This window comes from Streptomyces sp. T12, assembly GCF_028736035.1.
Taxonomy (GTDB): domain Bacteria; phylum Actinomycetota; class Actinomycetes; order Streptomycetales; family Streptomycetaceae; genus Streptomyces.
In genome coordinates, this window is record NZ_CP117866.1 from 142,598 (window position 1) to 162,865 (window position 20,268).

The window sequence follows — 20,268 nt, forward strand, 5'->3', positions numbered from 1 at the left end:
AGCCTGTGCAGCCCGGGTCCGGAAGCTGCACAGGCCGACGATCCGGCGGCTCAAGCCGCGGTGCGGCGTCCCGGCACGTCTTCGTGGAGGCCGTGGACATTGCCGCCCGGAGATTCAGAAGGCACCTGGCGTACGGCCGAGGGTGCCCTTGGGGTCGCCGGGGTCGGTGCCCTTGACCTGGCCGAAGTAGAGCTCGACCTGGGAGCGGAAGCGTTCGACGGCGGCGCGGTTCGACATGAACTTCGCGAAGGCCTTGGGGTCGGTGTTCCGATACGACGCGAGCGGCTTGAGGCCGGTCGGGGGCGCGACGTCCTTGCGTACGGACCAGGTCCAGGTGGCGATGGCGTGCTCCTGGGTGGACTGGGAGTTCAGCCAGCTCATGAAGAGCTTGGCACCGGCCTTGTGCGGGGCCTGCTTGAAGATGGCGCCGCGCTGGGCCCAGGAGTTGAAGCGCTCGGAGTCCGAGAAGACCTGGGTGCCGCTCGGGCGGGCGTCGCCGCCGACGGCGACGGCGGCGAGGTAGTCGCCGCTCGCCACTCCGGCGGCCGAGCCGGGGACGCCGCGGATCAGCTTCGGGTTCTGCTCGACCAAGTGGGCCAGGTAGTCCCAGCCGTACTCGTCGACGATCTGCTTGTAGCCGAAGAGCACGGCGTCGTCGTCGTTCGGGTAGGTCAGGATCAGCTTGTTCTTGTACTCGGGCTTGAGCAGGTCCGTGCCCTTGAAGTCGCCCGCGTTCGCCGGGAGTTGCTTGGTGTTGACGACGTAGGAGAAGGCGCCGTAGAAGACGCCCGTGTAGTAGCCGTCCTTGTCCTTGGCGTTGGTGAAGACCTTGTCCCAGCCGACCGGCTTGTACTTCAGCAGGTCGCCGTGCTTCTTCCAGCGGTCGAAGTCCTGGGTGGTCTGCAGGATCGCGGCGTCGGCGACGAGGTGGCCGGCGGCGAGCTGGTTGTCGATGCGGGCGTCGTGGTACTTGCTCAGGTCGGTGACGAGGTGGAGCTTGACGTCCGGGAACTGCTGGGCGAAGGCGGCGGACAGCGCGTCCCACTGGCCGGGCGCGTCGCCGCCCATGTAGACGGTGACCTTGCCGCCCTCGGCCTTCGCCGCCCGGTAGAGGGCCTGCAGCTGATCCTGCTCACTCACGGTGGCCGGCCGGGTGGTCTGGGCGATCGCCGTCGTGGCGACCGCGGCGAGCACCACACCCGTGGCGACGGCCGCACCCAGTTTCTTCTTCTTGCTGAGCTTCATAGCGATGTGCTGCCTTCCAGCTGCCTCATGGGCCCGCATACGTTTGATGTTTCAAACGGGACGTTGACTGCACGCTACAACGATTGGATTGAAAGTTCAAACAAAGCTTGCCCTCACCGAGCAGGGGCGGCAACTGCTGGAGCGGACGGCCCCGGGCCATGTCGAGGCCGTACGACGGGCCGTCTTCGACGTACTGACCGACGACCAAGTGGGTCAACTCGCCGAGATCGGCGAGGCGATCAGCCCGGCTCCGCAACACACGGCCGTCACGGACGCCGATCCCGAAACGCTGCCCTGGCGCCGCCGTTGGCCGAGCAGGCCCCGTGCTCGGAAGGGGCGGTTCGCGTGCCCGGTGGAGGTCGTGGCCCAGCGGGTGCGGGAGAAGGACGCGATGCCCCAGCCTCCACGGAAGCGGCCGTCCGCCGTGAAGGGCTTGACGGCGACGACGGGACCGAAGGCCTCGGTACGGCGCGGTGCGGTGCCGCGCCCTCGAGCAGGTCGGTCAGGACGGTCGTCGGGTGCAGGGCCGCCCCCTTCCGGCGCGCCGCCACCGGTGAGCACGCGCGCCTCTGCGTACGGCATCGGCCACCGGGGCGGCGGCGACCCGCGGGGCGGCGTCCTCGCCCCGGATGACGCGCCGACCCCCTTCCCGGTCACGTCCATGGCGAGGTCGCCGTCGACCGTGGCGCGAGGCGCGGTCCGGCCCGAGCCGGCTCGTTGCAGGTTACGGCCGGTTCCGCCCAGGCAGCTGAGCCCCCGCCGTGAGACGGACCAGCAGGACACCGGGCGTGCGGGGCAGTGACACCCGCAGTCCGTCACCGTCCCAGACCGCCGAGCCGGTCGGCGCGGAGGACGGGTGCAGGATCTCCGCACTTACATCGCTGCCCGCCAAGTGCCGTACAGGCAGGTGCAGTTCGGACTCTCCGCCGCGGCGCCAGAGCGTGATGTACGACGTACGGTCGTCGGGCGAGCGCATCCCCAGCGCCAGCCACTCGTCCGTCCACCCGGGCAGCCCCAGCGGCCAGAACGGCACGGCCCGCGCGAGGTCACCGCGGATGGACTTGTACGTGCTCACCGCGTCCCGGACGAGGGCGAGTTGACGCTGCGACATCCGGTCCAGATGGCCCGACAGATGGATCCGCCCGAGCAGTGCCCCGCCCAGCGTGAAGGCGATCAGGTCGTCGTCGAACCCGGGCTGCGGGTACGCCCAGACGGCGCCCTGTTCGGGCGGTACGGCCGTCGGCGCGGCGGCGGCGATCGGCGGGTAGCGCAGCGGGTCCTGCTGGTCGCTGGTGGACTGGAGCTGAGTGACGGCCAGCGTGGCCCCGTCCATCCGCATCCCGCCCGAGGCGCAGTTCTCGATCACCAGGTGCGGGTGCCGGTCCAGCACCTCGGAGAGCCAGTCCAGGTAGGCGTGGGCGTGGCCGAGCAGTCCGGCTCCCGGGGCGAGGTCCCCGGGGGCGAGGGTGCCGGGATCGATCACGATGTTGTAGTCCAGCTTGAGGTAGCCCACGCCCCAGTCGCCCACGATCCGGTCCACCGTCTTGTCGAGGTGGGCGCGGGCGGCCGGATGGCGCAGGTCGAGCTGGTGACGGCCCTGTTCGGTGAGGCGTACGCCGTCGCGCTGGAAGAAGGCTTCCGGCGGGAGCGCGGCGGCGACCGGACTGCGTACGCCGACGACCTCCGGCTCCAGCCACAGCCCGGGCACCATGCCGCGCTCCCGGATCCGGTCCAGGACCGCCCGGATTCCGCCTTCGGGGAAGCGGCGCGTCGAGGGCAGCCACTCGCCGACGTTGTCCCACCAGCCGCCGTCCGCCGAGTCGTCGTACCAGCCGGCGTCCACGCAGAAGTACTCCGCGCCCGCCTGCGCCGCCGCGTCGATCAGGGGGAGCAGCTTCTCGGTGGTCGGGTCGCCCATGAGCGTGTTCATGTAGTCGTTGAAGACGACCGGGAGGGCGGTGTGGTCGGGGTGCGGGCGGCGTACGGCGCGGCGGTACGAGGTCAGGGCGCCCATGGCCTCGTCGAAGTCGGCGCCGAGGGCCAGGACCCCCGGCACGGTGGTGGACTCCTCACCCGGGGCGAGCCGGACCCGCCACTGGTGCTCCGCGTCCGTGGGGCCGTTCAGCGCCAGATACGTGCCGTGCGCGCTCTCGCCCAGGTCCCAGCGCCAGCCGGCCGGGGACTCGATCTGCCACAGCCAGGTCCGGCCGCTCCCCCGTTCCGTCAGCGCCCCCATCGGCAGGTGACCGTCGGTGGGCCAGCTGCCGCGCCCGGCGAGGACGAGGGCGGCCCGGCTGTCGTGCTGATGGGCGTCGACGTTGATGTCGGCGACGGTGTCCCGCAGCGGCTCGGTGTACCAACGGCACTCCGCGAGCCAGTCGTTGCGCGCCCGGTGCACGTCGAGGGCGTCCGGTGAGGGCAGGCCGCCGATCAGCAGGCTGCTGACGGACTGGACGACGAGGAGCTGCGAGCCGTCGTTGCGCAGCCGCACGCGGGAGCGGAGCACCGGCAGCCCACCGGGGGACGTCAGCTCGACGAACGCCGTCAACCCGGTGGCCGGGTCGTGGAGCTCGACGGTGAGCCACTCCCCCTCGCCCCGGCTGCCGGCGCGGTGGTCCCGGTACTTCAGGCGCGTACCGAACGCCGTCCCGGTGAAGCGCGGGCCGGACCAGGCGCTGCCGTGCCCGAGGGCGGTCAACTCGACGAGCGGGAGGGCGCGGTCCGGGTCGGCGACGCGCACCTCCCCCGGACGGCCCAGTCCGACGAGCCGCAGCGTTCCGTCCGCGGCGACGGCGAATCCGGCCCGCAGCGCCGAATGACCCCAGCTGAACTCGTCATGCGGCTGGTGGGAACCCTCCTGCGCCACATCCGCCATGCCGGTCAAGGTGCCTTCCCTTCCGACCCCGCCTGCCCGTACCGCAGCAGGAGACGGTCGCGTCAGCCGCGTGAATCCCTCGTTACGGTCTCTTGACGTTCCTGATGTGACCGGTCACAATCCTGGCATGAATGTGACCGGTCACACAAGTCGCCCGGCGAGCATCAGGGACGTCGCGACCGCCGCCGGCGTCTCGTACCAGACCGTCTCCCGGGTGATCAACGGCCATCCCAGCGTCAAGCCGACCACCCGGGACCGGGTGCTCGCCGCCATCGACGAACTGGGCTTCCGGCGCAACGCCACCGCGCTCGCCCTGGCCAGCGGACGCAGCAGGGCCGTGACCGTGCTCACCGCGAACACCACCCACTACGGCTACGCCTCCATCCTCCAGGGCATCGAGGAGTCCGCCCGGGCGGCTTCCTACGCGGTCGGGATCGGCGTACTGGAATCGGCGGACGAAGCCGCCGTCGCCGCCGAGGTGCAGCGGGCGGCGGACGCGGGCGGCGGACTGATCGTGATCGCCTACGATCCGGCGGGTGTGCGGGCGCTGAGCGCCGTCCCCGCCGAACTCCCGGTCGTCGGCGTGGTCGAGACCCCGGCGAGCCCGCCCGGCGGCGACCGCCCCTGGGTGTGGACCGACGACCACGAGGCCGCCTACGAGGCGACCCGCCACCTGCTCTCCCTGGGCCACGAGACGGTGCACTACGTCGCCATCCCGTCCAGCACCCGGCGCACCAGCGCCCGTACCAGCGGCTGGCGGCAGGCACTGAAGGAGGCGGGGGCCCCCGAACCCCGCCCCGTACAAGGCAGTTGGGGCCCTGCTGGCGGCCACGCGGCCGGCTCGAAGCTGGCGTCGAACCCGGCCGTCACCGCCATCCTGTGCGGCAACGACGACCTCGCGCTCGGGGTACTGCGCGCCCTGCACGAGGCCGGCCGTTCCGTCCCCGGCGACGTCAGCGTGGCCGGGTTCGACGACGCCCCGCATTCCGCCTTTCTGACCCCGTCGCTGACGACGGTGCGCCTGGACTTCACCGGCCTGGGAAGGGCCGCGTTCGCCCTGCTGCACGGGGTGCTGGAGGAGGCGGCTCAGATCGCCCCGCATCCCGTCTCCGTACCGGAGCTGGTGGTCCGGGAGAGTTCGGGACCGCCGCCCGCCGCCGTCTGAACGCGCCGCACGATCCCGGACCGCACCGCACCATCCCTGACCGCACCGCACCATCCCTGACCGTTCCGCACCATCTCTGACCGCACCGAACGATCCCCGACCACACCGCGCGGCCCCTGAACGCTCCGCACGAGCACCGCTGTTCTGATTCCTGCTTCCTGAACCACCCGTTCGCGAAAGGCACGTGATGAAGACAAGAGCTCTCCCCGCCCTGGCGCTGATATGCGCCATCGGCCTCGCCGCCACCGCGTGCAGCGACCCGACGGCCGGCTCTTCCGGCGACTCCGCGGCGGACGGGAAGCAGGCCGCGGTCGATCCGACCGCCCGCCTGGACGGCGTGAAGCTGACGATGTGGACCGCGCAGAACACGGTCAACGCCCCCCAGCAGGTCATCGACGCCTTCGAGAAGGCCACCGGCGCGACGGTTCAGACCCAGGCGATCCCGGACCTGTACGAGCAGAACGTGCCGACGAAGCTGGCCTCCGGCGACCGTCCGGACCTGATGTTCTGGCAGCCGTCCATCTCCACGCTGCCGTTCATCCAGCCGAAGCAGAACCTCCTCACCCTCGACGGTGAGCCGTGGGAGGCCAAGCTCGGCGACACCGAGAAGTCGCTCGGCATGATCGACGGCAAGCGGTACGCGGCGATCGTCACCAGCCCCGCCATGCTCGGCGTCTACTACAACAAGGACGTCTTCAAGCAGGCCGGGCTGAGCGAGAAGGACTTCCCCAAGTCCTACGACGAGCTGCTGGCGCTCGGCCACAAGGTGGTCGACAAGTCGGACGCCGCCGCCTTCTACGAGGCCGGCGGCGACAAGTGGCCCCTGCAGTGGCAGATGCAGGTCCAGCTCACCGACCTCGACCAGCAGTGGTGGGACGGGCTCAACAAGAACCAGGAGAAGTGGACCGACCCGGTCGTGGTCGGCGCGATCAAGAAGTACAAGGAGAAGCTGCTCGACGCCGGGCTCGCCCAGAAGAACTACCGCACCGGCACCTTCACCGGACAGGCCGACGCGCTGTGGAAGGGCGAGGCCGGCATGGTCCTCAACGTCACCTCCTTCCAGAGCCAGTTGCAGGCCAAGTACTCCACCGCCGAGATCGACAAGAAGATCGGCTGGTTCCCGATCGCCAACTCCTCGGCCACCGGCATGTACTCGCCTGACCAGACCAATGGTGTGGTGGCCTTCAAGACCGGTGACGACAAGCGGCAGAACGCCGCCCGGCAGTTCCTCGCCTTCTGGCTCGGCCCGGACTACGCCGACTACATCAAGGCGATGAAGATCCCGTCCGTGCAGCCGTCCGTGCCCACCCCCGACGGGCTGCCGCAGACGTCCAAGGCCCAGGTCGCGGCCCTGCCCACCGCCATCGGTGTCTTCCAGGCCAAGGCGATCGTCGCCCCGGACACGCACCTCTACCTCGCCGACATGATCTTCGACAAGAAGAACCCGCAGCAGGTCGCCCAGGCGATCCAGGATCAGTTCGCGCAGGTGGCCAAGGCCCAGGGCGCGCCCGGGTTCTGACGATGGCTCACACAGTCGTACATGCCAAGCCCGCCCCCGTGACGGGCGCGCCGAAGAAGGTGGGACGGTTGCCACGGGCGGCCGTGCACCACCCCTGGTGGTTCGCGCTCCCCGCGATCGTCGTCTTCGCGGGCTTCTTCCTGGTGCCCAACCTGCTGAACTTCTACTACCCGTTCACCAACTGGTCCTCGTACCACGCGGACATCGCCTTCACGGGCCTGGACAACTTCAAGACCATCGCCGACGACGGCTCGCTGCTCCGCGCGATCCGCACGACCCTGCTGTACGCCCTGCTGGCGGCGCTGTTCCAGAACGGCTTCGGGCTCGGACTCGCGCTCCTCCTGGAGGCCGACAGCCGCTTCAACCGGTTCTTCCGCGCGGTGTTCTTCCTGCCGGTGCTGATCTCGGCGCTCGCCACCGGTTACGTCTTCCAGGCCCTGCTCGACCAGGACGGAGCCGTCAACTCCGTGCTCGGGACGGACGTTCCATGGCTGGGCTCGACCACCTGGACCCTGGTCGTCGTCACCCTCATCCACGGCTGGAAGTGGATGGGCCTGTCCATGTTGATCTACCTGGCCGGGCTCAAGGGCATTCCGGGCGACATGCTCGAAGCGGCGCGGATGGACGGCGCCGGACCGTGGCGGACCTTCTGGTCGGTGCGCTGGCCGATGCTCGCGCCGGCCGTCACCTTCAACGTCACCACCGCGCTGATCGGCTCGATGAACACCTTCGACATCGTGCAGGCCACGACCGGCGGCGGGCCCGCGGCCGCCACGGAGGTCTTCAACATCTACATGTTCCGGATCTTCGGACAGGGCCTGTACGCCCAGGCCTCCGCGATGAGCCTCGTCCTCTTCCTGGTCGTGGTCGCGGTGGCGATTCCGCTGGTCGTCGGGTTGCGGCGAAGGGAGCAGCTGCTGTGAACCCGTCCGCCGCATGGCGCTACGGCCGCCCCGCCCTCGTCCTGCTGCTCGCCGGTCTCGCCGTCGGCGTGCCGCTGTGGCTGGTCGCCGTCACCTCCGCCAAGCCGCAGGCGGAGGCCATCGAGCCCAACCTGGATCTGCCGCACCACTGGCAGCCCGCCGGCAACTACGCCGACGCGGTCAGCCAGGGCGAGATGCTGCGCGGCTTCTTCAACTCCCTGCTGGTCGTGGTGCCCTCGGTCGTCCTCGTCCTGCTCCTCGGGGCGGGCGCCGCCTGGGTCTTCGCGCGCCGCAAGTCGAAGCTGGTGTCGACGGCGTACGCGCTCTGCATCAGCGGGCTGCTGCTGCCGCCCGCGGTCATCACCATCGTGATGGAGCTGCGGCAGCTGGGCCTGGCGAACACCCGGCCCGGCATGATCGCCGTCTACACCGGCATGTACCTGTCGACGTCGATCTTCTTCATGACCGGCTTCATCCGTGCCATTCCGCTGGAGTTGGAGGAGGCGGCCCGGATGGACGGGGCGGCACCGGCGCGGATCTTCTGGCGGATCATCCTGCCGCTGCTGCGCCCGGTGATCGCCACCGCGACGATCATGGTGATGCTCTACGCCTGGAGCGACGTCTTCTACGCCTTCTTCGTCCTCGGCGGCGGCGAGCGGGCCACCCTCCCGCTGAACCTCTACCAGGTCGCCAGCGCCCAGCTCTACCTCAACAACTGGCATCTCGTCTTCGCGTACGTCGTGGTGATGAGCCTGCCCATGGTCGCCGTGTTCCTCGTCGGCCAGCGAAAGATCGTGTCCGGAATCACCAGTGGAGCCGTCAAGTGACCGGAGGTCCAGCAGCGTGATCGCCCCCACCCGCACGAGATCCCGCACCGCCTTGCTAGCAGCCGCACTTGGAGTAGCCGCCATGGCAGCCACCTTGCCCGCGACCGGGTCCGCAGCCGCCGCCGACCCCCAGCGCCTCACCGTCGACCTCGCCGCCTCCGAGGGCCCGGTGATGCTGGGCGCCAACGGCGCGCTGTACGGGCTCAGCGACGACGGGGTGCCCAGCGACGCCGCGTTGGAACCCCTGAAGGTCACCAGCATCTCGCAGAAGCCGGAGGGCGGCGCCCAGCATCCCAACGGCGACGCGCTCACCGTCTCGAAGTCGTTCTTCCGCAACGGCGGCGGCGAGATCAACGTGATGATGCAGGACATCTACGCCAAGTGGCCGTACGAGGATCTCGGCATCGACGACTACCTCCCCAAGGTCGACAAGATCGCCAAGGAGGTGGCGGCGGACCCGAACAGCGAGCGGTTCGTCTACATCCCGTTCAACGAGCCCGACCAGATCTGGTACAAGCTCGGCGTCGCCGACCAGGCCCAGTACGAGGCCAACCGGGACCGGTTCTTCAAGGACTGGAAGACGGTCTACCAGCGCATCCGCGCGATCGACCCGGACGCGAGGATCGCGGGCCCGAACGAAGCCGTCTATCACTCCCGCCTGTTGAAGGACTTCCTCGCCTTCGCCAAGCGGGAGAACGTCCTGCCGCAGGTGATGACCTGGCACGAGCTGGGCTCCGGATCGCTGCGCGACTTCCAGGCGCACTACGACAACTACCGTTCGCTGGAACGGGAGTTGGGCATCGCCCCCCTGAAGATCAACATTGACGAGTACGCAAACCGGCGCGACCTGTCCGTTCCGGGCCAACTCGTGCAGTGGGTCTCGATGTTCGAGCGGAACAAGGTGTACGCGAACATGGCGTACTGGGACGCGGCCGGCAACCTCAGCGGCCAGGTCGTGCGCTCCAACATCCCCAACGGCGGCTGGTGGTTCTTCCGCTGGTACGCCGGGATGACCGGCGACACCGTCAAGGTGACGCCGCCGCAGCCCGACACCATCGACACCCTTCAGGGCCTGGCCTCGCTGGACACCTCCCGCCGCCAGGCCCAGGTCCTGCTCGGCGGCTCCGCCGGCGACTCCGACGTCGTGGTGCGGGGCGTCGACCGCTCCCTCTTCGGCCGTACGGTCACCGCGACCGTCGCCGAGGCCGCCTGGTCCGGCTACGAAGGGCAGCACGCCACGCCTCGCGTCCTCACCCGTACGAAGGTGCGGGTCGCCGACGACGGTTCGGTGACGGTACCGCTGCGCGGCATGCACAAGATGTCCGCCTACCGGGTCGTCCTCACCCCCGGCGGTACGGGCACCCCCTCCCCCGCCGCCGTCCCCTGGTCGGCGTCGTACGAGGCCGAGGCCGCCGCCATCACCGACGGCAAGGTCTATACGCAGGGCACCGTCGAGAACGCCAACGGCTACGCGGCCTCCGGCACCAAGGACGTAGGCTCCCTCAACCAGGCCGCCAGCAAGGTGGACTTCACGGTCACGGTGCCGCGCGAAGGGACCTACGACCTGGCGATCCTGTACGGCAACCAGTCCGGCACCCCCGCCACGCAGAAGCTGTCCGTGGACGGAGGAACCCCGGTCACGGTGACCTATCCCTCCACGGAGAACTGGACCTACCGCGCCAAGCAGGACGTCACTCTGCGGCTGTCCGCAGGCACCCATGTCCTCACGCTCGCGAAGGGCGACGCCGAGGTCACCCTCGACCGCGTCGACCTGACCGCCCGCGCGGGCGCGGCCTCCGCGTCGTACGAGGCCACGCTGGCGGACATCAGCGGGAAGCCGTCGTACGACTACTCGTCGTCGACCGGGGTGGGCACCGGCTCGCTCGTCCTGCGCTCGGGGGACAAGGCGGTGTTCGACGTCTACGCCCCGCGTGACGGCTACTACACGGTGGTGCCGCGGGCCTCGGCCCCGGTGCGGCTTGCGCTGCACGGCGAGGCGGTGACGGCGGCGCCCGGACGCGCCCTGCGGCTCTACCTGGTGGCCGGCAACAACCGCGTCGCGGTGACGGCGGCGCACGCCTTGGTCCGCTCCCTCGACGTCTCGGGCGACGGATCGACGTCCGGCACGCTCTCCTACGAGGCGGCTGCGGCCACCCTCGCGGGCGGGGCCGAACTCGTCGACTCGCCGTACGCCTCCGCCGGCTCCTTCATCGGCAAGCTCGGCAACAACCCGTCCAGCACCGCCGAGTTCACGGTACGGGCGCCCAGCTCCGGCCGCTATCTGCTGGTCGTCCACTACGCGCACAACGACCGGCGCGACAACGGCCACGCCTACAACACGGACATCATGTCCCGTACGGCGGACATCACCTTGGGGGACGCGACGCCGGTGAAGGTCACCTTCAAGAACACCTGGAGCTCGGACGACTACTGGACGCTCGGCGTCCCCGTCGACCTGCAGAAGGGCTCCAACAAGGTGACGTTCGGCAACGCGACGGCGTGGGCACCGAACATCGACCGCATCGAACTGGGCCGAGTCGTCGACCGCCCGTAGTCCGGCCGCTCCCCCGGCCTCGTACCGACTCGGTACGAGGCCGGGCGCGAGGTGGAGGGTGTCAGGCGGCCTGCCCGCTGTGCAGTGCGGTGTACGCCCCGTTCCGGCGCAGGAGTTCCTCGTGCGTGCCGATCTCCTGGATCCCGCCGTCGCCTCTTTCGGCTGTCGCGCGGAAAACGTGGTCGTCCGGCGGGCGGGCCGACGGGCGGGCGGGCCGCGGATCACGGCCGTACCGGACCGACTCCAGCCTGGCTGTCCGGACGCGAGAGGTCCAATGGAAGAAAGAGAACGCATTCAGCGACGGCACCACTGAATCCGCGGTGCCGAGTTCGGCGGTCCGTCCGTCCATCCGCTTGCGCGGCCTCCCGGTTGGTGTGGCACGCTCACCCTCGACCAGCACGGTGAGAGGCGGCGGCATGCGCATCGGACTGCTCGGCACCGGCCCGTGGGCCCAGATGGCCTACGCTCCCGCCCTGAGCCGGCACGGCGAACTGGACTTCGCGGGAGTATGGGGCCGTCGTACGGCCGCCGCGAAGGAGTTGGCCGACAGCTACGGCGTGCGTGCCTACGACGACGTGGACGCGCTGCTCGCCGATGTGGACGCCGTCGCCGTCGCCCTGCCGCCGGCCGTCCAGGCCGACCTGGCGGTGCGGGCCGCGAGGGCGGGCTGCCATCTGCTGCTGGACAAGCCGCTCGCGCTGACGGTGCGGGAGGGGCGGGCGGTCGTCGAGGCCGTCGAGGAGGCCGGTGTGGCCTCGGTCGTGTTCTTCACCGCCCGTTTCCAGTCGGAGACCGAGGCGTGGATCACCGAACAGGCGGCCGTGGACGGCTGGTTCACGGGGCGGGCGCAGTGGCTCGGCGCCGTGTTCAGCGGTGACGGCAACCCGTTCGCCGCCTCGCCGTGGCGGCGGGAGAAGGGCGCGCTGTGGGACGTGGGTCCCCATGCCCTGTCCGTGCTGCTGCCGATCCTGGGTGACGCCCGGCGCGTGACGGCCGCCGCGCACGGGCCCGGCGACACCGTCCATCTGGTCCTCGAGCACGTCAGCGGCGCGTCGAGCACGCTTGTCCTGAGCCTCACGGCGCCGCCCGCGGCAGCGGGGGCAACGGTGGAGCTGCGGGGCTCGGCCGGAGTGACGCTGCTGCCGGAGAGCGCCGACAGCGCGGTGTCCGCCCTGATCCGAGCCGGGGACGCCCTGCTGGCCGCCTCCCGCACCGGGCGCGCACACGCGTGCGACGCGGCGTTCGCACTGCGGGTCACCGAGATTCTGGCGGCGGCCGAAGCACTGTTGAACGACGGCGCGTGACGGCGCGGCCGGACAGGGCCTAGGTGTATTGACCCGCAGGGTTGTTGACGCGGGTGATGGGTGGCTGGCCGCCGAGTGCGGTGTGGCAGCGGTGGTGGTTGTAGGTGTGCAGGAAGTTGTCGAGGGCTGCGGTGCGGTCGTCGTTGCTGGTGTAGGGCCGCTGGTAGGCCCATTCCTCGAGCAGGGTGCGGTGGAAGCGTTCGACCTTGCCGTTGGTCTGGGGCCGGTAGATGCGGGTCAGTTTGCCGGTGGCGCCGATCTGGGCGAGGGCGTGTTTCCAGGCCAGGCCCTTGCGGTAGGCCCAGGCGTTGTCGGTGAGTACGCGCTCGATGCGGGTGATGCCGTGCGCGTGGAAGAACGCGGCCGCGCGGGTGAGGAAGCCCGCGCAGGTGGCGACCTTCTCGTCGGGGTGGATCTCGCTGTAGGCGAGGCGGGAGTGATCGTCGACGGCGGAATGGATGTAGTCGAACCCCATGCCGCTGCGGGTGGCCCGGCCGGCCTGACGGCCCAGCGTCTTGTGGCCGCCGCCGTCCGGGATCCGGCCGAGCTTCTTGACGTCGACGTGGACCAGCTCGCCGGGGCGGGCGCGTTCGTAGCGGCGGATGACCTGCCCGGTGGGCCGGTCCATGAACGCCAGCCGGTTCAGGCCGTGCCGGGCCAGGACACGGTGCACGGTCGAGGCGGGCAGGCCCAGGATCGGGCCGAGACGGGCGGGACCGAGCTTACGGTCCTGGCGCAGTCGGCACACTCGGGCTTCGACTGCGGCCGCCGTGCGGTGCGGTGTCGTCATCGGCCGGCTGGAGCGGTCGTGCAGCCCCTGCTCGCCCTCGGCCCGCCAGCGGCGGATCCACTTATGGGCCGTGACGCGGGAGATGCCCATCTCGGCTGCGACATGGGCGACCGGGCGACCGGCGCAGACACGTTCGACCAGCAGCCGCCTGCCATGAACGGTCAGCCGGGCATTACGGTGGGACATGAAGACCTCCGTGCGGTGCAGTCCTAGACAGCTCCACCACACCGGAGGTCTTCGCCATGATCAAGCCCGGCCAGCGTTAACAACGCTCGTGATCAATACACCTAGGGCCTGTTGCGAAAGTGCTGGTCGCGGCCCTGAAATTGAGTGCTGCAGTGGGCATCCGAGCGGCCCAGTTGGCGAAGTGAGGGGGAGCCATCAGGCTCATCGGCGGCAAGCTCGACGAGCGCAGTGACGGGGGTGACGATGTCGCGTGCGGGCACGACCGCCGGCGGTACGCCCGGCCGCCAGGCGGCGATCGCGTCGCGGTCGCGCACCGTGTGAAATCAGTACGGCGCCGGCTGCCCAAGCACCGCCGCCAGCTGTGCCCACGTCGTCTCGTACTGCTTGCCGGCCCCGTCGACGTCGAAGGCAAGGAGCTGGGGGACATACGGCTGTGTCACCTGAGTGCTGGTCTGCGCCGCCGCCACACACGCGTACCGGTCAGCAAGACGCTCGCCGTGACGCCGGAGCAGAGCTCGGGTGACCGTCTGAGGGCTGGCATTGCCATCGATCAGCGAGTGCACCAGCCCGACTCCGCCCACACCGGTCTGCCACCGCAGCACCGCATAGCCGTCGACCAACTCTGCCCGGTCGAAGTCGGCTTCCCCGACCCCAGCCGCGTGCTCGAGCCATGGCCTCCAGGCGCCGTCGCTGTCGCCGTCCGCTGCGCTCCGCGTGAACCGCCCCACGTCCGCCCCTCGACAAGAATCCCGGCATGGCGCCCATCCGGGCAGGTCAACACCCGCAATCGCGCACCAACTTCACCTTGCCCTTCCCCGCGAGTCGGCATCTCACGCTCGGCCAAGGACGAGAGGTCCAACCGCTTGGTGCCTGAGACCCGGCCGTTCGCGAGGCAGCTTCGCGGTGCACGGCTGTCCGTCGGGGGGCAGGCCGGCATGGGTGGCGAGTGTGGCCCCCTCCCGGTGGGGCTCAGCACGACGGGTCGTCTGGGTGTTGCCAGCAGTGGTCACCGTCGTCAGGAAGCATGTCTTCGATGTTGATTTCTGCCGTCCACTCGTAAACCCCTGGAGACGAGGCTTTGGCCGTGACGTGGAAGTCGACCGTGCTTCCCTTCGCGAGGTTCAGCCGGAGGCGGGGGACGCAACAGCTGATGATCGTCCGGTGGCGTTTGGTCGATCAAGCGCGGTCGTGGAGCGTGACCTGGTAGCCGTCGGGGTCCGCGAAGGTGAAGCTCCGGCCGAAGGGGCCGTCGATCGGTGCGGAGACGATGGTGTGGCCGTCGGCGACGAGCGCGTCGTGGATGGCCTGGACGTCGGTGGCGTGGAGCCAGATCGCGGCACCGATGCCGGGCTGAGCGACGGATGCGAGGTCGGTGCCGGGAATGACGTCGCGGAGTGCGAACGCGATCGGCTTCGTCTCGAAGACGACGGCGTGCGGAGGTCCGGCCGACGAGCGGACGAGGCCCAGGTACTGCTCGTAGAACGCCTGCGAAGCGTCGAGGTCGCGTACTTGGAGCGAGATGAAGTCGGGGCCGGTGGCGGGCATGATGACGCTCCCTGCTTTCGTGTCAGTTTTCTGACATGCATCAACCTATGTCAGAATACTGACATGAGTCAGGAAGGTGTCGGCGTCAACCTGGAGACGTCACTGGGCTACCTGCTCAAAGAAGCGTCGAGCGCCCTCCGCACGGCCATGGAGGAAGTGCTGCGGCCGCTCGGGATGAGCGTGACGCACTACTCCTGCCTCGAGCTGCTGGCGCAACGACCGGGCTTGTCGAACTCCGAGCTCGCGCGGGGCGCGTTCGTGACACGGCAGACGATGAACGTGCTGCTCCAGGCCCTGGAACGAGACGGCTACGTGGCCAGGCCTGCGGAGGCACCCGTCGGGAAGGTGCTTCCCACGCGGCTCACGCCTCGCGGCCGACGAAGCCTCGAGAAGGCGAGCGCAGCCGTCCGGTCCGTCGAGGCCAGAATGCTGGCCGGCCTGACCCAGACCGAGCAGTCAGACGCGTTCCGGATCCTGCAGAACATGATCCATTCCCTGCGCGGTGACAACGAGGGTGCATAGCTCGTTCCGCGGCGCACGTCTCGTCGCGCTCGGACAGGAGTGCAGCCGAGCCTGAAATCCGTGTCGGCGACCTCGAAAACCGACAGACCCCGACTACACCCTCTACTGCAATGAGCTCTGAATCTGCCTTCGTCTCGATCGACTTGAGGCGCTTCTGCTTTCGTCCTTCAAATCCCGCTCCGCTGAGTCCAGGCGGGCGGGGAAAGGTCCGACAGCGTCAAAGGGTGGGACGCTCGGTCAGCTACTGCCCGGACAGGTCTGCCGATAGGGAACATTCGGGAGAAGGTCCTGCCATTCCCCTTGTGACATTCCCTTGCCGACACGGCCGCACACTGACTCAGCCACGTGGGCTGGGTCGATGTCGTACTTCTGGTTTTGGACATGGCTTCCGGCCGCGTACAGGGTACGGCCATCGGCACTGAAGGCGAGTGACACGATCTCGTCCCCGGGCGTGGGGAGGAGGCCGCCGATGGGCTGGTGCGAGGTGGTGTTCCAGAGCTGCAAGGAGCCGTCGCCGTGAGCTGCGGCGAGAACGGTGCCGTCGGGCGAGAAGGCCATCGCTCTCACGGCGGAGTAGGCGCCTTCCGGTGTCGGCAGCACGCCGAGGCGCCGCCTGACGCGGCCGTCCCACAGGACGATTCCGTCGGGGGCTTCTGCGGCCAACAATTTACTGTCGGCACTAAAAGCCACGAATCCGGTTCCGGGATTCTGCGCACGCAAATGTGCCCTGCCTGACGGAAATTCGAGCACCTTGCCTTCGTTTGTGACGATCAGACGTCCATCGGGGCGCGGCGTGATACCGGCCGCAGCCCGGGACAGGAGTTTCCTGACGGCACGCTTCCGGATGTCCCAGACCCATATGTCACCGTTCGACAGTATGAGCGATCTCTCACCAAAGGTGAAATGCATATCCTGCACCGGAACACTGTCCGGTGGCTCAAAATTAATCCGGGATTCCATCCGGCGTTGCGCAACATTCCATAAATACATTCGTGTCCGATCACTCCGACCGGCACCGAAGGCAAGCAGCTTTCCGTCGCTGCTGAATGCCATGAGGGGTACGCAGGACAGACCCTGCAGGGGCCCTGTCGAAATCCGACAGGGCATGTCCGCGCCTTCGGGTCGGACGGTTTCCCCAGTCTTCCTGTCGTGCACCCGGTACTGGATCCGCTTCCGGTGCTTGTCCGTCCGGGCAGTCACCAGCACCCGACCGTCCGGGCTCAACAGTGCTTCATCAAAGCCGGACCTGATCCAGTCGGGGGAGATGGCACGGCCCACGTCGACGGAGCGGACGGTGGATCCCCAGCCCTCTTCCGGCCCTCCGATGTAGCGGATCAGCCCGCGGTCGAGGTCGAGTCTGAGATTGCGGGCCGTTTCCCCTGATATCGGGTAGTGGAAAACTGCCCCGGAAGAACTCGCCATCCTAAAGAGCAGAATTTCACGTCCTTTCACGGTGGCCAGGAATCTGCCGTCATCACTGAACTGCAGTTCCTGTGTTCCGGTTTGGTCTTCGACATCTGCGATGGCCGCCCGCCCGGAGGCTATGTCCCAGACTTGAATTGCCTCTCCTGCTACAGCCACCTTTTCCCCATCCGGGGAGAATTCGAAGATCTCGTTGCTGCACTGATACTTCGACATTTTCGGTGCCCAGGGCGCGTCCAAGCGGCTCCGCTTGACGACATCCCATATCTCCAGCGGTTCGCCTGGCACACAGAGCGCGAAGAGTCGACCGTCCCGGCTCATTGCCCCGTCGGGCAGGCTCAGGGAACTGAACCCCCTCCCGTTGCGCTGATGCTGGGCCTCACCGGACGGCTGCCTTTCGGAATTGTCTTCTGCCAGGTCCTCCCTCGCCTTTCGTACCTCCAGCAGAACCCGCCGCCGCTGCACGTCCCAGATCTGCACCACGTGGGCGGAGTCGCCATCCTCGTCGTAGACCATGAGGTGCCGTCCGCTCGCGCCCATCTCGACCCCGTACGCGGCGCGCCCCAAGGCGGGACCGTCCTGCCGGCCTGTCGCGAGGTCCCACAGCGCGACCTTCCGCGGCTCTCCTCTGCGCGATTCGCCGAGGAACCTGGGCAGCCAGCGGGCATCGGCCAGCATCACGCCCGTGTCCTGCGATCCGTCGCCCAGCCCCGGCAACGTCTCTTTGCGTTTGCCGGTCCGGACGTCGCGGACGACCACCTGATCCGAGCCGAGACTGACCAGTGTCTGTCCGTCGGCGCTCAGATAGCGCATGGTGTCCGCGTCTCCGTCGGGGTCGACGAACGTGTCCTGGTTCTTCTGCGTCATCGCGCCGAACAGTGCGGACCGGGTTTCGGGAAGGTCGGCGACGCGCCAGGCGGCGAGGCTGAGGCGCATGGCCGTCATCGGGTCGGACCCGCGCAGGCTGTCGGCGACACCTGCGGCGCGGCGGGCTTCGGCCTCCAGGCGACGGCGTTCGCTCGCCTGGTTCTGCTGCCAGGCTACGAGAGCCGCTACAAGGCTGAGCACCACGAGGACCGACAGCGCGGTCGTACGGAAGCGGCGGCCGCGCCGTTCGCGGTGGCGGGCGGCGAGGCCTGCGGCGAGGAATTCCCGTTCCAGCGGGGTGAGGTCGTCGTCCAAGCCGTGGAAGTGTGCTTCGGCTGCAGACAAGCGTACGCCCCGGTACAAGGAGCCCGCGTCACGACCGAGTGCTTCCCAGGTCTGGGCTGCTTCGGTGAGATGCCGCTGGGCGCGAAGCCGTTCACGGTCCTCTTCGATCCAGGCGCGCAGTCGGGGCCATGCGGTCAGCACGGCTTCGTGGGCGAGGTCGACGGTGTTCTTGTCGAGGGTGATCAGGCGGGCGCGGGTAAGGCGTTCGAGGACGAGGCCGGCGTCGTCCTGCGGGCCGGGGCCCAGGAGGGTGACCTCGGCGCGGTCGGCCGGGCGGCGGGTGTCCTGGTTTCCCTGCCCGGGCGTGACCAGGCGGAGCAGGATCCGACGGGCCGATTCGGCTTGGTCGGGGGTCAGGCGTGCGTAGAGGTCCTCCGCCGTGTGGGCGATCGCGCCGTGGAGGCCGCCGGCAGCGTCGTAGGCGGTCTCGGTCAGGGCCCTGCCCTTGCGTCGGTGCCAGGTTTCCAGCAGGGCGTGGGACATCAGCGCCAGGCCGCCGGGCTCGTCGGCGATCTCACGGACGATCCGGGCGGTCAGTGTGCGCTCCACGGTGTGGCCGCCCAGGGCCGCGGGCTTCACGATCGCCTCACGCAGTTCCTCCGGGCTCATGGGAGCGAGGAGCAGCGTGGCGCGCTGGGCGGCCTCGGCGAGCGGGCGGTGCCGGGCAAGGTGGCCGTAGAAGTCGGCACGCACGGCGAGGACGACGCGTATGCGGTGCTCGGGCTGGGCGGCGCTGCACAGCAGGTCGAGGAAGCGCGTCAGCTCGGCGCGCTCGGTGCACAACGTGAAGGCCTCTTCGAACTGGTCCACCACGATCAGCGTGCCCACGCGAGTCGCCTGCGGCTCGAGGAGGCCGGCATGTGTACGCGCCGGATGTGGCCCGGGCGTGAGAATGCGGATCGAGGTGGGCCGGGCCTGAGGCTCAGCCCGCTGCAATCGGGCAATCAGCCCTGCGCGCAGCAGGGAGGACTTGCCGCTGCCGGAGGGCCCGGTCACCACGACCAGATGCTCGCGGCTGACCAGCTCCGAGAGCTGCTCGGCGAGCCGGTCCCGGCCGAAGAAGCGCTCATGGTCGTCGATGCCGAAGCGGGCCAGGCCGAGGTAAGGCGGCTCGCTGTCACTCGCAGCCGTGCGGGCCTCCTCGGCCACCTCGTGCGCCGCCCGGTGCCAGAGCCGCTCCCACTCTTCACGGTCGCCGCCGCAGGCCCCCACGTAGGCCAGGGTGACGGCCAGGGACGGCATCCGGTCTCCGGCGGCGGCCTGCGCGAGTGTCGCGGTGGAGTAGTGCGCCTTGTCCGCCATCGCTCGGTAGGTGATGCCCCCGGCCTCCTGGCGCAACTTCCTCAACTCGTACGCGAATCGCGCGACGGGCCCCTCGGCCGGGTCCAGCGGTCGCTCCCGACGCCCCATGACACCCCCGTTGGCGACGACATCCCCGTCGGACGCTATGCATCCCAGCAGAGGTGGGCCAGTCGGCACACCGACATGACGTGAACCTGCCGTTCCCGCCACGGGATTGTCTGAAGTGGTGAAGGGGGTCTGCCAGACAATCGCCTGGTCCCGAAGGCTGAGATCACGGCTGGCCGAGCAGTCCGCCAAGCCAAAGCCGAGGGGGAGCAAACCCTCCGAGCCTCACAACGCACTCACTCCGCAGATTGAAACCGGGCTGCGGACCCGCATGCCTCGAACGAGGCGGAAACAGAAAAGAGGACCAATGCGCACACGTTCCGTCCTTGCAGCGCTCGGCGCGTCCGTCGCCCTCACTATGGGTGCCGCAAGTGGCGCGGGAGCCGATGTCGGCTCCGCAGCTGCCTACGACGACTGCCCGTCCGGATACATCTGCGTTTACACGGGCCTCAACGGCACCGGGACCATGCAGAAGTGGCTGGGCAACGACTCCAACTGGCTCACCGGAGACAAGAAGTTCACCGGCAGGGTGAAGTCCATCTGCAACCACGGCACCGAGGACCCCAACAACCTCGAGACTGTGAAGTTCTACTACGAAACGGATTACGTGAACTACTACGCCCCAGCCGCGAAGGGCTGGTGCGGGAACACCAAGAGCGACGGGTCGAGCGTCAAGCTGAGGTCCCACAAGTGGGTGGCCTCCTGACACCCGGCCCCGTGCCGCAGGCGTTCGCCCGTCCGTAGACGGGCGAACGCCGAGCATGGTCGCCAG

General features: G+C 69.1%; 15 protein-coding genes and 1 pseudogene. 8 read left to right on the forward strand and 8 right to left on the reverse strand.

What is annotated here, in order from left to right; genetic code table 11:
• Nucleotides 1-114: 114 nt before the first annotated feature.
• The 3 genes from PBV52_RS00705 to PBV52_RS00720 form a co-directional block, all read right to left on the reverse strand.
• A complete protein-coding gene (locus PBV52_RS00705; RefSeq protein WP_274236279.1) occupies nucleotides 115-1,245 on the reverse strand; it encodes an ABC transporter substrate-binding protein in 1,131 nt (376 codons plus the stop codon).
• A 213-nt stretch (nucleotides 1,246-1,458) separates the two neighbouring features.
• On the reverse strand, nucleotides 1,459-1,827 hold the full coding sequence (locus PBV52_RS00715; protein ID WP_274250008.1) for a hypothetical protein: 369 nt from the start codon (nucleotides 1,825-1,827) through the stop codon (nucleotides 1,459-1,461).
• A gap of 142 nt (nucleotides 1,828-1,969) precedes the next feature.
• Entirely contained in the window at nucleotides 1,970-4,120 is a 2,151-nt protein-coding gene (locus PBV52_RS00720; protein WP_274236280.1) for an alpha-galactosidase, read from the reverse strand.
• A gap of 127 nt (nucleotides 4,121-4,247) precedes the next feature.
• Between PBV52_RS00720 and PBV52_RS00725 the strand changes: the two genes are divergently transcribed.
• From PBV52_RS00725 to PBV52_RS00745, 5 genes are all read left to right on the forward strand, one after another.
• Complete coding sequence (locus tag PBV52_RS00725; protein ID WP_274236281.1) at nucleotides 4,248-5,285, forward strand: LacI family DNA-binding transcriptional regulator; 1,038 nt, start codon at nucleotides 4,248-4,250, stop codon at nucleotides 5,283-5,285.
• Between the two features lie 187 nt (nucleotides 5,286-5,472).
• Nucleotides 5,473-6,804 (forward strand): ABC transporter substrate-binding protein, encoded by a 1,332-nt coding sequence (locus tag PBV52_RS00730; RefSeq protein WP_274236282.1) that lies wholly within the window; start codon nucleotides 5,473-5,475, stop codon nucleotides 6,802-6,804.
• A 2-nt stretch (nucleotides 6,805-6,806) separates the two neighbouring features.
• Nucleotides 6,807-7,727: a carbohydrate ABC transporter permease gene (locus PBV52_RS00735; protein ID WP_274236283.1), complete on the forward strand. Its 921-nt coding sequence runs from the start codon at nucleotides 6,807-6,809 to the stop codon at nucleotides 7,725-7,727.
• A complete protein-coding gene (locus PBV52_RS00740) occupies nucleotides 7,724-8,554 on the forward strand; it encodes a carbohydrate ABC transporter permease (protein ID WP_274236284.1) in 831 nt (276 codons plus the stop codon). Before PBV52_RS00735 ends, PBV52_RS00740 begins: the two co-directional genes overlap by 4 nt.
• An 82-nt stretch (nucleotides 8,555-8,636) precedes the next feature.
• Nucleotides 8,637-11,108 (forward strand): CBM35 domain-containing protein, encoded by a 2,472-nt coding sequence (locus tag PBV52_RS00745; RefSeq protein ID WP_274236285.1) that lies wholly within the window; start codon nucleotides 8,637-8,639, stop codon nucleotides 11,106-11,108.
• 61 nt (nucleotides 11,109-11,169) lie between these two features.
• Here the strand turns inward: PBV52_RS00745 and PBV52_RS51555 are convergent.
• Nucleotides 11,170-11,259: pseudogene (locus PBV52_RS51555) on the reverse strand (ABC transporter ATP-binding protein); the annotation flags it as partial.
• A gap of 265 nt (nucleotides 11,260-11,524) precedes the next feature.
• Between PBV52_RS51555 and PBV52_RS00755 the strand changes: the two are divergent.
• Nucleotides 11,525-12,412 (forward strand): Gfo/Idh/MocA family protein, encoded by an 888-nt coding sequence (locus PBV52_RS00755; protein ID WP_274236287.1) that lies wholly within the window; start codon nucleotides 11,525-11,527, stop codon nucleotides 12,410-12,412.
• A gap of 19 nt (nucleotides 12,413-12,431) precedes the next feature.
• Here PBV52_RS00755 and PBV52_RS00760 read toward each other — a convergent pair whose 3' ends face one another.
• The 3 genes from PBV52_RS00760 to PBV52_RS00770 form a co-directional block, all read right to left on the reverse strand.
• Nucleotides 12,432-13,388 (reverse strand): IS481 family transposase, encoded by a 957-nt coding sequence (locus PBV52_RS00760; protein WP_274236288.1) that lies wholly within the window; start codon nucleotides 13,386-13,388, stop codon nucleotides 12,432-12,434.
• 323 nt (nucleotides 13,389-13,711) lie between these two features.
• On the reverse strand, nucleotides 13,712-14,116 hold the full coding sequence (locus tag PBV52_RS00765; RefSeq protein WP_274236289.1) for a hypothetical protein: 405 nt from the start codon (nucleotides 14,114-14,116) through the stop codon (nucleotides 13,712-13,714).
• Nucleotides 14,117-14,564: 448 nt separating this feature from the next.
• Complete coding sequence (locus PBV52_RS00770) at nucleotides 14,565-14,933, reverse strand: VOC family protein (protein ID WP_274236290.1); 369 nt, start codon at nucleotides 14,931-14,933, stop codon at nucleotides 14,565-14,567.
• Between the two features lie 63 nt (nucleotides 14,934-14,996).
• Between PBV52_RS00770 and PBV52_RS00775 the strand changes: the two genes are divergently transcribed.
• Nucleotides 14,997-15,455, forward strand: a complete 459-nt coding sequence (locus PBV52_RS00775; protein ID WP_274236291.1) for a MarR family winged helix-turn-helix transcriptional regulator — start codon at nucleotides 14,997-14,999, stop codon at nucleotides 15,453-15,455.
• A 237-nt stretch (nucleotides 15,456-15,692) separates the two neighbouring features.
• Here PBV52_RS00775 and PBV52_RS00780 read toward each other — a convergent pair whose 3' ends face one another.
• Nucleotides 15,693-19,391, reverse strand: coding sequence for a hypothetical protein (locus PBV52_RS00780; protein WP_274236292.1), 3,699 nt, complete (start codon nucleotides 19,389-19,391; stop codon nucleotides 15,693-15,695).
• 412 nt (nucleotides 19,392-19,803) lie between these two features.
• On the opposite strand from PBV52_RS00780, the gene PBV52_RS00785 reads away from it, so the two are divergent.
• Nucleotides 19,804-20,202: a peptidase inhibitor family I36 protein gene (locus tag PBV52_RS00785; RefSeq protein ID WP_274236293.1), complete on the forward strand. Its 399-nt coding sequence runs from the start codon at nucleotides 19,804-19,806 to the stop codon at nucleotides 20,200-20,202.
• The last annotated feature ends 66 nt before the right edge of the window (nucleotides 20,203-20,268 follow it).